We start from the raw sequence: 14,288 nt of genomic DNA on the forward strand, positions 1-14,288 counted from the left end.
AGAACAGGTCTGCCATCATCGCCTCCATGCTGAAAACCGCGAACGTGAATCATAAAACTGCAGCGTCAGCAATATCTTGGTTCGGTTCAGACCCTAGGCCCTCCTGCTCTTCGGCGTCCAGCCGATGTTCACCAAGATGGTGCTGCCGGTCCTCGGCGGCTCGCCCTCAGTCTGGTCCGTGGCGATGGTGGTGTTCCAGTCCCTGCTTCTGGCCGGCTACGCCTATGCCCATGCCCTGGCCCGCTACCTGCCGCTGCGCGTCGCCGCCCCGCTCCACCTCGCCGTGATGGGCTGCGCCCTGGCGGCGCTGCCGATCGAACTGGCCGCGGGCTGGGGCAAGGCGCCCGCCGATGGGGAAGCCGTCTGGCTGCTCGGGCTGTTCCTCCTCTCGGTGGGCCTGCCGTTCTTCGCCCTGTCGGCGAACGGGCCGCTGCTGCAGGCCTGGTTCTCGCGCTCGAACCACCCCCATGCGCGCGACCCGTACTTCCTCTACGGGGCGTCGAACATCGGCTCTTTCGCGGCCCTGATCGCTTATCCCCTCGCCATCGAGCCGCTCTTCACCCTGCGCGACCAGAGCCGGGTCTGGATGCTGGGATTCGCGGTTCTCGCCGGACTGATCGCGATCTGCGCCGCCGCAGCCGCGCGCAACGCCTCGGCCCCGTCCCGGATCGCGGCCGGCGTCGCGGCGGCCTCCGCCCCCCGGCGTCAGATCTGGCGCCAGCGGTTCGGCTGGATCGCCCTCTCCCTGGTGCCCTAGGGCCTCCTCGTCTCGGTGACGGCGCACATCTCCACCGATGTGGCGGCTGCGCCCCTGCTCTGGGTCGCGCCCCTGGCGCTGTTCCTCCTCACCTTCGTCCTCGCCTTCCGCGAGCGGATGGTCCCGTCCCAGACCGTCCTCGCCTGTATCCAGGTCTTCGGCACCGCGATGGCGCTCCTGCCCATGACGGCGGCGTTCCCGCTCGGCATCGGATTGGCGCTCCATCTCGGCCTTTTCTTCGTCAACGCCATGATCTGCCACGGGGCGCTCTACACGCGCCGCCCGGATGCGGCGCGGCTCACCGAGTTCTATCTCTGCCTGTCCTTCGGAGGCATGCTCGGGGGCATCTTCTGTGGGCTCCTCGCGCCGCGCATCTTCTCCACCGTCCTCGAATACCCGATCCTGCTCGTGGCCGCCCTTCTGTGCCGGCCGGACCTGTCCATCCTGTCCGCCGCGTCCTGGCGCGAGAACCGGCGCTCGCTCGCCATCCTGGCCGGGCTGATCGTGCTGGCCCTCCTGATCAACCTGACGATCCTGCCACGCTCCTGGCTCATCGTCGGCGCCCTTTGCCTGATGGGGGCGATGATCGCATTCTGGCGCAAGCCGCAGAACGTGGCGCTTCTTGCGATGGGCCTCGCCCTGTTCTCGGCCACGGTCAGCGGAGCCCTGACCTCGGGCGCGTCGGTGCGCTCGTTCTTCGGGGTGCACAAGATCGCCACCTCGACGGACGGACATTTCCGCACCCTCAGCCACGGCACCACCCTGCACGGCGCGATGCGGATCACCAACGAGGACGGTACGCCGTTCACCGGGCGGCCCGAGCCGGTGACCTACTTCACCATGGAGGGCGGCATCGGCCGCGCGATCGCCGCCGTCCGGTCACGCCAAGGCGGACGCCTCGACACGGTGGCCGTGGTCGGGCTCGGTGCCGGCAGCCTCGCCTGCCATGCCCAGGCCGGCGAGGCTTGGACCTTCCTGGAGATCGACCCGGAAGTGGTCCGCATCGCGCGGAATCCCGCCCTGTTCCGCTTCCTCGGCGCCTGCGCCCCCGATGCCCGGATCGTCCTCGGCGATGCGCGCCTGACCCTGGCCGACGAGCCCGGCGGGAAGAGCCTGATCGTGGTCGACGCCTTCTCCTCCGACTCGATCCCGAGCCATCTCATGACGCGGGAAGCACTGGCGCTCTACGCCGCGAAGCTCGCGCCCGACGGCGCCCTCGTCGTCCACATCTCGAACCGGCACCTCGAACTGCGCCACATCCTCGCCCGCGCGGCAGCCGACAAGGGCCTCGTCACCTTCGTCCGCGACGGGCGCCTGATGGACAGCATTGACGGACCGCGTTTCCGTCAGGCTTCCATCGTCGTCGCCATCGCCCGCGACGAGGCCCATCTCGGGACCCTCGCCGAACCGGGCGAGTGGACGCGGGTCGTGCCCGACATGGGCCGCCGTCCCTGGAGCGACGATTTCAGCAACGTCGTCGAGGCCATGCTCGACGAGATGAGGCGATAAGGGAGAAGGCGCCCCTATTCCGCCGCAGGGCGATCCAGCCTGAGGAGCCGCGCGGACCGCGTCCGCAGGGGGCGGCGCTCGGGCTCGGCGCCGGTGACGAGGGAACGGCGGGCATCGGCGATGGCGCCGTGCACGGCGTCGATGGCCAGGATCAGGGCGTTCATCGCGCGGGTGTCGACATTGCGCTCGCGGGCGTGCTGCACGACGTCGGTGACGAGATCGTCGGTCTCGCGAACGAGGCCGTCGAGCTGCTCCCTCGTGGTGGCCGAGCGGATGTCCCTGAGGATGTCGAGCAGCCGGTCGAGGACCACGTCCACCCGCTCGCGGCGCTGGCGGGCGAGGCGCTGGCCGAGCCAGGCGATGCCGGAGCCGATCGTGCCGCCGAAGAAGGCGAGGAGATAGACGTAATCCTCGTAGCGCTCGAACAGGGTCTGCTGCTCGCGCTCGAAATAATCGACCGCCCCCGGATGGTTGGGCAGGCGGGCGCTGGTGGCGGCCACCGAGGTCTCGAAATCCGGGGCCTTCATCAGGTTGGCGATGGGGGCGCCGGGCGCCAGCTTAGAGCGCCATTCGAACAGGTGCTGGGTGACGGAGGCCACCGAGTAGCGGCTCACCCCGCCCCGCGCCATCAGCCGGTAGGAGGCGCCCACCGTCTTCACGTCCTCGTCGGGGCGCTTGGGCCGGCCGCCGAACGTACCGGCGGGGATCGTCGCCGATTGCAGTTCGGGCATCCGCTGCACGATGGCGTCGCCGTCGGGGACGGAGACGATGGTGATCTTCTTCTCGTGGGAGGCCATCTCCACCGCCCGGACCGTGGAGATCGCGGCCTTCGAGGTCGGCGCCGCGATGACGGCGACGGCGTCCACGGTGCCGGCCAGCAGCGCCGCGGTCACCTCGCCGGGCTTGAGCGGCACCAGGGCGATATGGCCGGCGGCGAGGGCATGGCCGGGCTCGGGCGTCGGTACGGCGGTGAAATCGTAGAAGCCGAGGAGGTTGGTGACGAAGGGCCGGTCGGCGGCGTGGCGCTCGACGATGCCGAGGCGCTTGGTCGCGAGGTCGGGGAAGCTCTCGATCGCGCTGGCCTCGGGGGTGGCGATGAGCAGGGTCTCCTCGTGCAGGAGCGCCAGCGTCAGCCCGTTATCGGGCAGGAAGACGTCGGGCCGGACCACGGCGAGATCGGCGTTCCCGGCCTGCAGCGCGGCGGCGCTGTCGCGCACGTCGTCATAGGTCCGCACGTTGAGGCGCACGTCCTCCCGCGCCCGCTTGAGAGCCTGGGCATAGGTTTCGAGCAATTGCGCCTCGGCCCCGTCGCGCGGACCGACCGCCACGGTGAGCACCGTCGGGCGCGACAGATAGACCACGGCGGCCGCAAGGACGGCGAAGCCGAGGCCGAGCGCGACCAGGAGCCACTCGCGCTTCAGGAGGAATGCCGGCATGACATGCATGCGTCCTCTCGGGGTAAGACAGATAACCGGTTCACAGTCGAGACGAGGCGCCTCATGATCCTGAAACCTGTCCGAAGCGTGATGAACCGATGAGCGCTCGAAACGTTGCAGGGCGACCGACTGCATCCTCTCACGAGGCAAAACCCACGCCGCCGGTCACGGCCGCGTATCTGGAGCGCGTCACCCTACAGTATCTGGAGCGCTACAGCGCCTCCGTGGCGATGCTGCGCCAGACCTTGGAGCGCCGGGTCGCCAAGAGGTGCCGGCTCCGGGACGAAGACCCCGCCGCCTTCGCCGAGACCGTCGCCGCCATCGTGGAGCGCGCCCGTTCTTCCGGCCTCGTGGACGACGCCCGGTTCACCGCCGCGCGGGCGGCGACCCTGCGCCGGCGCGGGGCCTCCGCCCGCGGCCTCTCGGCCAAACTCGCCGCCAAGGGGGTCGACCGGACGCTGATCGCCGAAACCCTGGAGACCGAACGCGACCGGGGCGAGGAAGAGGGCACCAATGCTGAGGAGGTGGCGGCCCGCGCTTATGCCAAGCGCCGCCGTCTCGGCCCGTTCCGCCGCCCCGACCTCCGCGCCACCCACCGCGACAAGGATCTCGCCTCGATGGCGCGGGCCGGGTTCTCCTATGGATTGGCGAAGGCGGTCGTCGACGAGGAGGTGGATGCGGAGGACGGGCTCGACCGGTGATGGACGCCTCCCCGTGAGCCGTGGAGTGCTGTCGCCTGCGCTCGCCGCATGGACGACGAGGTCCATGCGGCCCTCTCCCCGCCCGGCGGGGAGAGGGGGAAAGCGCGCTGCGACATTTTCGGCCGCGCCCGACGAAAACTTGAACGAAACACGAACGACGCGCATGTCCCTGTCATGGACGAGACCCTCGCCAAGAAGCTGCGCATCCTGGCCGATGCCGCGAAATACGATGCGTCCTGCTCCTCGTCGGGGGCGCCGAAACGCGTGGCCGGCAAGGGCGAACTCGGCTCCACCACCGGCGCCGGCATCTGCCACGCCTATACGCCGGACGGGCGCTGCATCTCGCTCCTGAAGATCCTGCTGACCAATTACTGCCTGTTCGACTGCGCCTATTGCGTGAACCGGCGCTCCTCCAACGTCGCCCGCGCCAAGTTCACGGTCGAGGAGGTCGTGACCCTCACGGTGGAGTTCTACAAGCGCAACTACATCGAGGGGCTGTTTCTTTCCTCGGGCATCATCAAGTCGCCCGACCACACGATGGAACTGCTGACGCGGGTGGCGAAGTCCCTGCGGCGCGACCACGGCTTTCGCGGCTATATCCACCTCAAGTCGATCCCAGAGGCGAGCCCGTGGCTGGTGGAAGAGGCGGGGCTCTATGCCGATCGGCTCTCGATCAACCTCGAACTCCCCACCGATGCCAGCCTGCACCGGCTGGCGCCGGAGAAGAACGGCCCGGTCATCCAGAACGCGATGAAGCAGATCGGCGCCCGGATCACCGAGGCGAAGGCCGAAAAGCGCCGGTTCTCGCCCGCCGGCCAGTCGACCCAGGTCATCGTCGGCGCAGACACCACCACCGACGAGGCGCTGATCCGCAAGAGCGCCCTCCTGTACGGATCGTTCAACCTGAAGCGGGTGTATTACTCGGCCTTCAGCCCGATCCCCGACGGCTCCGCCATTCTGCCGCTGAAATCCCCGCCGCTCCAGCGCGAGCACCGACTCTATCAGGCCGATTGGCTGATCCGGTATTACGACTTCTCCGCCGACGACGTGGCGGATGCCGCCGAGGACGGCATGTTCTCCCTCGACATCGACCCGAAACTGGCCTGGGCCTTGAAGCATCGGGGGCGTTTCCCCGTGGACGTGAACGCCGCCGACCGGGAGATGCTGCTGCGGGTGCCGGGCCTCGGTGCGCGGGCCGTCGACAAGATCGTGAAGGCGCGGCGTCACACGCGGCTGCGCCTGGACGACGTCGCCCGTCTCACCTCCGGCCTCAAGCGCGCCCGCCCGTTCCTGATCGCCGCCGATTATCACCCGGGACCCGGCGGCACCGACCGGCTGGACCTGCGCGCCAAGCTCATCGAGCCGGCGCGGCAGCTGAGCCTGTTTTGATGGACCGTGATGGTGAGCACCACCCTCCCCCCTCTGCGGGGGAGGATGCCTGCGGAGCAGACGGGAGAGAGGGCGACCTCTCCGGAGATGGCGCTCGCCTCTCCCGACCCTCGCTCACGCGAGGGCCACCCTCCCCCGCAGAGGGGGCAAGGTCGGGTGGATCACTCCAAACGATCACCCTCCACGAGGGCGCCGATCTCGATGGGTTCCGTGCCGCCGTGCGCCGGCTTGCAGCGTTATCGGTCCCGCCCGACGCGGTGGTCTGGTCGATCGGGCAGACGCCCGGCCTTTTCGGAGAGGCCGCCTCGCCCGAACTCGGACCCGATATCCCGTTGAGCCTGCCCCGCGCGGTGGCCGACTTGAGCCGCATGGTCGTCCCGCACCGCGACCCCGAGCGCTACGCCCTCCTCTACACCCTGATCTGGCGCATCACTCACGGCGAACGCGGCCTGCTGGAGGTGGGAAGCGATCCGCTGGTCCATCGCCTCGACCGGATGCGCAAGGCCATCGCCCGCGACCTGCACAAGATGCACGCCTTCCTGCGGTTCCGCCGGACGGAAGTAGATGGCGTCGAGCGCTTCGTCGCCTGGTTCGAGCCGGACCATCACATCCTGGAGGCGGCGAGCACGTTCTTCGTCTCGCGCTTCCGATCCCTGAACTGGTCGATCCTCACGCCGGACGGCTCGGCCCATTGGGACGGGGAGACCCTGACCTTCGGCCCGCCGGGACGTCGCGAGGATGCGCCCGAAGCCGACGGGTTCGAGGCCGGCTGGCGCGATTACTACGAGAGTACGTTCAACCCTGCCCGCACCAACCTCGCCGCCATGCGGGCGGAAATGCCGAAGAAGTATTGGCGCAACATGCCCGAGACCGCGGCCATCCCCGGCCTCGTCCGCGCCGCCTCAGCCCGCACGGAAGCCATGATCGAACGGGAGCCGCAGATGCCGACCAAGCGCAACCCCGCCAAGGCCGTCGCCGCCATGTCCGACCAGGACCCCACCTCCCTGGAGGAGCTCAACGCCATCATTCGGCGCTCGGAGCCACTGGTGCCGGGCGCGACCCAGGCCGTCCTCGGCGAAGGCCCCGCCCATGCCGCCATCGCCTTCGTCGGCGAGCAGCCGGGCGACCAAGAAGACCGGCAGGGGCGACCCTTCGTGGGACCGGCCGGGCAGCTCCTGTCCCGCGCCATGGCGGATGCGGGGATCGTGCGGGGGGATGCCTACCTCACCAATGCGGTCAAGCATTTCAAGTTCGAGGAGCGCGGCAAGCGCCGCATCCACCAGAAACCCACCGCCGGGGAAGTGAGCCATTACCGCTGGTGGCTCGACCGGGAGCTGGATTTCGTGGCCCCCAAACTCGTCGTGGCCCTGGGCGCCACCGCCGTCCTGGCGCTGACGGGCAAGGCGATCCCGATCACCCGCGCCCGCGGCCCGGCCTCCTTCGGCAAGGCCTATGAGGGCTTTATCACCGTGCACCCCTCCTATCTCCTGCGCCTGCCGGACGAGGCCAAGGAAGACGCCTACGCGGCCTTCGTCGCCGACCTGAAACGGGTGGGTGATCTGGCGCGCGAGCTGGCGGGCTCGGTCTGAATCTTCATGGGTCGTCCGGCCTGTTTGCGCCGGGATGGCCGAGCCCTGGCCGCCACCGCCATCGACAAGTAACTCCTCGGCACTTCCGACCACGCGGCGATGAACGCATCCGCGCCGTTTCTCTCGGAGACGGCCGCCAACATCGCCCAGATACGACTTCGGGCCCGACGAATCCTTCGATTCGCCGAGCCCGATATGCCGATCAAAACGAGAGGAGACCCGGCCTACAGGCCAACTCGTCCCGTCGATACTGTGTCGAATTCAAGAGGCGGATCGAATGACGACCCGCCTCTTTTCTATTTAACCGATGATCGAGAAGTCGTCATGGGTGAGGACGATCTTGTTGTCCACGGTCGCGAACTGAACTGCCTTGGTCTTCCCGCTTCCGTCCGCATCGTAGAACAATGCGCCCGAGTCGCGATCGTAAAGGATCCGGTCAGTCCTATCGACGATTCCACCGGATGTCGCCGAGATATCCTTGAACGCAGCGTCAGCCAATGTTCCCGCCGTCAGAGCGGCGAAGACCGCCTGAGAAAGCGCGATGGTGTCGTGCGTTGCCGATGTGGTCGGCGACAAGGCGATGAAGTCCGTGATGTGATCGACGTTGCTGGCCCGCAATGCGGTGCTGAAGACGAAGGTGTCGCGCCCGGCACCTCCGGTCAGAATGTCCTGACCGGCCAAGCCATCGATCCGGTTGTTCGCCGCATTACCGATGAGGGCGTTATCCAGCGAGTTGCCCAGTGCGTTGATGGCGCTGGAGCCCGTCAGGGTCAGGTTCTCGGCATACGTTCCCCCGAGGGAGAAGGACACAGTCGACTGGACTAGATCTATGCCCGCGTCATCCTTCAGCTCGATTACCCGGTCACCGGCATTGTCGATGACATAGGTATCCGACCCGACACCACCGATCAGCCTGTCGGCCCCGGTGCCGCCGTTGAGGATGTTGGCGCCATCGTTACCCGTGATGACGTTCGCGAGCGAGTTGCCGATGCCGTTGATGTTGCCGGTGCCGGTGAGGGTCAGATTCTCCACATAGAGACCGGCCAGCGAGTACGAAACCGAAGCCTGCGCCACGTCCGTTCCTGCATCGCCCTTCAACTCGACGAGACGATCGCCAGCGTTGTCGACGATGAAGGTGTCGGAGCCCACGCCGCCGATCATCGTATCGGCACCGCGCCCGCCATCCAGGATGTTGTCCCCCCCGTTACCGCGGATGATGTTGTTGAGAGAGTTGCCGGTTCCGTCGAGATTGGCGGAGCCAGTGAGGGTCAGTTCTTCGACATAGGTCCCACCGAGGGAGTAGGAAGCCGAGGACTGTACGACATCGATTCCGTCACCGTCCTTCGCTTCGATTACCCGATCGCTGGCATCGTCGACGACGTAGGTATCGCTACCACCGAGACCGCTGGCCGACGTGCCGCTGCCGGTGAGGAGGAAAATGTTGGCCCCCTCCGTTCCGAGCGACGACCCGGTCACCGCCACCTTGAGTTCGGCCGAACTCGTCAAGCCGGCTCCATCCCGCATCGTGTAGCTGAAGGTTTCATTTCGGGTCTCACCGACCTTCAAGAGGCCTTCGCTATCCGCGGCGTAGGTGTAGCTGCCATCCGCGTTGATCGTCAGCGAGCCATATGCACCGGCGATCGACGCAGTTCCGTTCACCAAGGCGACCAGACCTCCGCCAGCGAGGGCGATTGTCGACACCGTTCTGGTGTCTCCAATATCCGCATCGGTGTCGTTGCTGAGAACGTTCTCGGAAACCGAGAGCCGCTGGGTCACGGTGCTCGTGTCGTTCACCGCCACCGGCGCATCGTTCACACCCGTCACCGTGATGACCAGCTGAGCCGCCTTGGTCCCGCCGTTGCCGTCCGTCACGGTGTAGCCGACCGTGACGTCGCGGGGGCGACCGCCACCGGCGCATCGTTCACACCCGTCACCGTGATGACCAGCTGAGCCGCCTTGGTCCCGCCGTTGCCGTCCGTCACGGTGTAGCCGACCGTGACGTCGCGGGTCTCRCCGACCCCGAGATCCTGGTAGGCCGTGTCGGTCGTGTCGAGGACGTAGCTGCCGTCGCCTTCCAGGACGAAGCCCGGAGGCACGGTGCCCGAGACCGTGTAGGTCAGCGTATCGCCGTCGACATCGCTGTCGTTGGTCGCCACCGAACCGATGATCAAGGTGTCCTCGGCGCCGGCGTTGGTGTCGGCGACCGCCACCGGCGCATCGTTCACACCCGTCACCGTGATGACCAGCTGAGCCGCCTTGGTCCCGCCGTTGCCGTCCGTCACGGTGTAGCCGACCGTGACGTCGCGGGTATCGCTGTCGTTGGTCGCCACCGAACCGATGATCAAGGTGTCCTCGGCGCCGGCGTTGGTGTCGGCGACCGCCACCGGCGCATCGTTCACACCCGTCACCGTGATGACCACCGTGTCGGTGTCGCTCTGCGAACCGTTCCCCGTGTCGTCCGTCGTCACGACCTTCAGCTCGTCGGCGCCGTTGAAGTTCAAAGCGCCCTTGTAGTTCAGGCTCGACAGGACCGCGTTGATCTCGGACGCCGTGCCCGACACCGTCACCGTGCCGCTCGCATTGCCCGTGATCGTGGCCGCCCCCGTGGCCGTAACCGTCAATACACCGCTGGCGACGCTCAGCGTCGTCGTCAGCGTGGTGCTGTCCACGTCGGCAACCGACACGCCCGTGATCGCGAGCGACGCATCCTCCGCCACCGTCTGTGCCACCGGCACCGTGTTCACCGGTGCGTCGTTCACAGGCGTCACCGTGACGGTGAAGGGCTGGGCGACGGCGGCCGAGCCATCTTCGTTGCCGTCCTCGACCGAGACGGAGAAGCTGGCCGTAAGGTTCTCGCCGCCGCCATGGACGAAGCTGACCAGACCGGCGGTGAGCTGTGCCCCCGTGAACGTCGCGACCGCTTGGCCGCCGACCTGAACAGTGCCGTTGGTTGGGTTCGTGACCGTGAAGGTCACGTCGTCCCCGACATCGGCATCGGTGTAACCGAGCTCGGTGGCCGTGAGAACGTAACGGCCCCCCTCAGCGACCGTGGCCGACAGGCTACCCGTCAAAACAGGCGCGTCGTTCACAGCCGACACCGTGATCGCCACCGTGTCGCTGTCGCTCATCGTGCCGTCCGTCGTCACGACCTTCAGCTCATCGGAGCCGTTGAAGTCCGCAGTGCCCTTGTAGTTCAGGCTCGACAGGACCGCGTTGATCTCGGACGCCGTGCCCGACACCGTCACCGTGCCGCTCGCATTGTTCGTGATCGTGGCCGAACCCGTGGCCGTGACCGTCAACACACCGCTTGCGACGCTCAGCGTCGTCGTCAGCGTGCCGCCGTCCACGTCGGACACCGACACGCCCGTGATCGCGAGCGACGCGTCCTCAGCCACGGTCTGCGCGCCTGGCACCAGGTTCACAGGCGCGTCGTTCGCCGCCGTCACCGTGATCGCCACCGTGTCGGTGTCGCTCAGCGTGCCGTCCGTCGTCACGACCTTCAGCTCATCGGCGCCGTTGAAGTCCGCAGCGCCCTTATAGTTCAGGCTCGACAGGACCGCGTTGATCTCGGACGCCGTGCCCGACACCGTCACCGTGCCGCTTGCATTGTTCGTGATCGTGGCCGAACCCGTGGCCGTGACCGTCAATACACCGCTGGTGACGCTCAGCGTCGTCGTCAGCGTGCCGCCGTCCACGTCGGACACCGACACGCCCGTGATCGCGAGCGAGGCATCCTCAGCCAAGGTCTGCGCGCTCGGCACCGTGTTCACCGGCACGTCGTTCACTGCGGCGACATTCACGGTCACGGTCGCCGGAGCGCTGACGCCTCCGCGGCCGTCCGACGCCGTGTAGGTGAAGGTGGCCGGACCGTTGAAGTTGGCCGTCGGTGTGAAGACCACCGCTCCGTTCACGATCGCGACGGTGCCGCCGGTACCTTCCGTGACGGACTGGATGACGAGGGCGTCGGAATCCGCATCGGTGTCATTGCCGAGCAGTTGAGTCGCGGTGAACGTGACGACCGTGTCTTCCGTGGCGCTCAGGGTGTCGGCGACGGCCACCGGCGCGTCGTTGACGAGCTGGACCGCCGAGATCGTGCCGTCGGCGAACCGGAACTGCTCGACGCCGCGCACGGTGTCGGTCCCGTCGGGACTGTTGAGTCGGTTGTCCGTAATGAGGAAATCGGGACCGCTCAAGACGATCGTATAATCCCGCAGGTTGCCGCTAAAGACAGCGACGTCGGCCCCACCCGTATCCTGGCTTCCGCCATCGATGATGTCGTTGCCACCACCTCCGGTCAGGATGTCATTGCCCGAGCTACCGTTCAGGGTGTCGTCACCGTCCTCACCGAAGACCTGGTCGCTGCCCGAGCCGCCATTGATGACGTCGTCACCGGCACCGCCGAAGAGGTCGTCGTCGCCGCCCGCTCCGTTGATGATGTCGTCACCGCCCCGACCCTTCACTTCGTCGATCACGCCGGTGCCGTTGAAGGTACCGCCATTGGCGTCGATGGTGAAGGTCGTCTGGTCGGTGACGGTGATGGCCACCGACTTGCTGATCGTCTCACCGCCAGACGTCGCCTGGATGACGACGTCGTAGACGTTGTTTTTGCCGTTATCTGCGGGATTCTCGAAGTCTGGTGCGGCCTTGAAGGACACGGCACCCGTGGTGGTATCGATGGTAAAGAGATCGTTGTCCACGCCTTCTACCCCGAAGGAGTAGGAGACGGTCTGATCGCGGTCCGCATCCGTCGCGACAGCCTCGTACGCTGGCGTCGAGCCGTTCTCAACGAACGATGCCGTCCCTGCTGAGGTGAAGGCCGGCGCGTCGTTGGTGCCGTCGATGGTGAGGCTGATGGTGGCCGGAGCGGTCGAAAACGCGTTGTTCTCGTCCTGAACCGAGAAGGTGAAGCTGGCGGTGGTGTCGCCGGCATTGTCCGTGGCGGTGAACACCAGCTTGGACAGATCGGCGAGCGCGATCACATCCGCCGCCCTCACGGCGACGCCGTTCAGGGCCAGCACGCCGCCTGTCGGCACCGAGTTGATCAGAACCGCCTTGAAGCTGTTGCTGGCATCCGCATCCGTGAAGCCGAAATCGGCGGCAACGAACGTGTGGCTGGCAACGCCCGCGCCGTTGGCGCCCTCGGAGATCGCGATCGTCTTGTCCGCCCCGACGGGAATGTCGTTCACGGCGGTCGTGTTGATCGTGAAGGTGTTGGGCGTGGCGGCGAAGTCGCCGCCGGCATCCTGCACCGAGAAGGTGAAGCTCACCGAGGCGTTGGCGTCGTCGTCGGTAGCCGTGAACACCAGCTTCGTCAGGTCGGCAGCCAGGATCACCTGACCGGTCGTCACGGCGACACCGTCCAGCTTCAGGCTGCCACCCGTGGGCAGCGTGTCGATCCGGACACCGGCCAACACGGTCTGATCAAGGTCGGCATCGGCGTAGCCGAAGTCGGACGCAGCGAAGGCGTGCGTCGCGGCGCCGGCGCCCGGCTCCGTGATCGCGACGGTTTTGTCCGTTCCCGTCGGCGCGTCGTTGGTGCCGNCCGAAGTCGGACGCAGCGAAGGCGTGCGTCGCGGCGCCGGCGCCCGGCTCCGTGATCGCGACGGTTTTGTCCGTTCCCGTCGGCGCGTCGTTGGTGCCGGTGACGGTGAAGGTGAGGGTGGACGGAGCTGTCGAGAACAGGCCATTCTCGTCCTGAACCGAGAAGGTGAAGCTGGGGCTGGGGCTGGCGGCGCCGGAATTGTCCGTGGCCGTGAACACCAGATTGGACAAATCGGCGAGCGCGATCGTCTGCGGCGCCGCCACGGTGACGCCGTTCAGGGCCAGCACGCCGCCTGTCGGCACCGTGTCGATCCGAACCGCCGTGAAGCTGTTGCTGGCATCCGCATCCGTGAAGCCGAAATCGGCGGCAACGAACGTGTGGCTGGCAACCGCCGGCATCCTGCACCGAGAAGGTGAAGCTCACCGAGGCATTGGCGTCGTCGTCCGTAGCCGTGAACACCAGCTTCGTCAGGTTGGCGGCCGTGATCAGCTGCCCGGTCGTCACGGCGACACCGTCCAGCRTCAGGCTGCCGCCCGTGGGCAGCGTGTCGATCCGGACACCGGCCAACACGGTCTGATCGASGTCGRTATCCGCGTAGCCGAAGTCGGATGCCGAGAAGGTATGCGTCGCGGCGCCGGGGGTCGGCTCCGTGATCGTGACGGCTTTATCCGCTCCCGTGGGCGCRTCGTTGGTGCCGGTGACGGTGAAGGTCAGGGTGGACGGAGCAGCAGAGGACAGGCCGTTCTCGTCCCGGACCGAGAAGGTGAAGCYGACGCTGGCGACGCCGGCAKTGTCCGCGGCRGTGAACWCCAGCTTGGTCAGATCACCGACTGCGATCACCTGCGCCGCCGTTACGGTGACACCGTCCAGCTTCAGCACGCCGCCTGTCGGCACCGTGTCNGTCGATCCGAACCGCCGTGAAGCTGTTGCTGGCATCCGCATCCGTGAAGCCGAAATCGGCGGCAACGAACGTGTGGCTGGCAACGCCCACGCCACCGGCGTTCTCSGAGATCGSGATCGTCTTGTCCGYCCCGACGGGCGCGTCGTTCACGGCGGTCGTGTTGATCGTGAAGGTRTTGGGCGTGGCGTCGAAGGCRCCGCCGGCATCCTGCACCGAGAAGGTGAAGCTCACCGAGGCATTGGCGTCGTCGTCCGTAGCCGTGAACACCAGCTTCGTCAGGTTGGCGGCSGTGATYAGCTGCCCGGTCGTCACGGCGACACCGTCCAGCRTCAGGCTGCCGCCCGTGGGCAGCGTGTCGATCCGGACACCGGCCAACACGGTCTGATCGASGTCGRTATCCGCGTAGCCGAAGTCGGATGCCGAGAAGGTATGCGTCGCGGCGCCGGGGGTCGGCTCCGTGATCG

General features: G+C 67.2%; 7 protein-coding genes. 5 read left to right on the forward strand and 2 right to left on the reverse strand.

From position 1 onward, the window contains the following. Positions 1-124: 124 nt before the first annotated feature. Both ASF26_RS23420 and ASF26_RS11640 read left to right on the forward strand, forming a co-directional pair. Complete coding sequence (locus ASF26_RS23420) at positions 125-757, forward strand: hypothetical protein (RefSeq protein ID WP_244475905.1); 633 nt, start codon at positions 125-127, stop codon at positions 755-757. 15 nt (positions 758-772) lie between these two features. Beyond that, positions 773-2,266 carry a fused MFS/spermidine synthase gene (locus ASF26_RS11640; protein ID WP_244475906.1) on the forward strand — a complete coding sequence of 498 codons (1,494 nt, stop codon included), beginning with the start codon at positions 773-775 and terminating at the stop codon, positions 2,264-2,266. 14 nt (positions 2,267-2,280) lie between these two features. On the opposite strand, the gene ASF26_RS11645 is transcribed toward ASF26_RS11640, so the two are convergent. Beyond that, on the reverse strand, positions 2,281-3,711 hold the full coding sequence (locus ASF26_RS11645) for a TAXI family TRAP transporter solute-binding subunit (RefSeq protein ID WP_056253831.1): 1,431 nt from the start codon (positions 3,709-3,711) through the stop codon (positions 2,281-2,283). 89 nt (positions 3,712-3,800) lie between these two features. Between ASF26_RS11645 and ASF26_RS11650 the strand changes: the two genes are divergently transcribed. From ASF26_RS11650 to ASF26_RS11660, 3 genes are all read left to right on the forward strand, one after another. Continuing rightward, the gene (locus ASF26_RS11650; RefSeq protein WP_082477601.1) at positions 3,801-4,403 is read left to right on the forward strand and encodes a RecX family transcriptional regulator; all 603 of its coding nucleotides are present in this window, start codon (positions 3,801-3,803) and stop codon (positions 4,401-4,403) included. A gap of 174 nt (positions 4,404-4,577) precedes the next feature. Then, positions 4,578-5,792 carry a putative DNA modification/repair radical SAM protein gene (locus ASF26_RS11655; RefSeq protein WP_056253838.1) on the forward strand — a complete coding sequence of 405 codons (1,215 nt, stop codon included), beginning with the start codon at positions 4,578-4,580 and terminating at the stop codon, positions 5,790-5,792. Positions 5,793-5,965: 173 nt separating this feature from the next. Then, entirely contained in the window at positions 5,966-7,381 is a 1,416-nt protein-coding gene (locus ASF26_RS11660) for a UdgX family uracil-DNA binding protein (protein ID WP_056253850.1), read from the forward strand. Between the two features lie 300 nt (positions 7,382-7,681). On the opposite strand, the gene ASF26_RS11665 is transcribed toward ASF26_RS11660, so the two are convergent. Beyond that, on the reverse strand, positions 7,682-9,253 hold the full coding sequence (locus ASF26_RS11665; protein ID WP_056253841.1) for an Ig-like domain-containing protein: 1,572 nt from the start codon (positions 9,251-9,253) through the stop codon (positions 7,682-7,684). Between the last annotated feature and the right edge of the window lie 5,035 nt (positions 9,254-14,288).

It is taken from the genome of Methylobacterium sp. Leaf93, from assembly GCF_001422345.1.
Classification (GTDB): Bacteria; Pseudomonadota; Alphaproteobacteria; order Rhizobiales; family Beijerinckiaceae; genus Methylobacterium; species Methylobacterium bullatum.

Coding starts and splice junctions, on each gene's coding strand:
- ASF26_RS23420 (WP_244475905.1), top strand. CDS start 125: ATGTTCACCAAGATGGTGCTGCCGGTCCTCGGCGGCTCGCCCTCAGTC.
- ASF26_RS11645 (WP_056253831.1), bottom strand. CDS start 3,711: ATGCATGTCATGCCGGCATTCCTCCTGAAGCGCGAGTGGCTCCTGGTC.
- ASF26_RS11650 (WP_082477601.1), top strand. CDS start 3,801: ATGAGCGCTCGAAACGTTGCAGGGCGACCGACTGCATCCTCTCACGAG.
- ASF26_RS11655 (WP_056253838.1), top strand. CDS start 4,578: ATGGACGAGACCCTCGCCAAGAAGCTGCGCATCCTGGCCGATGCCGCG.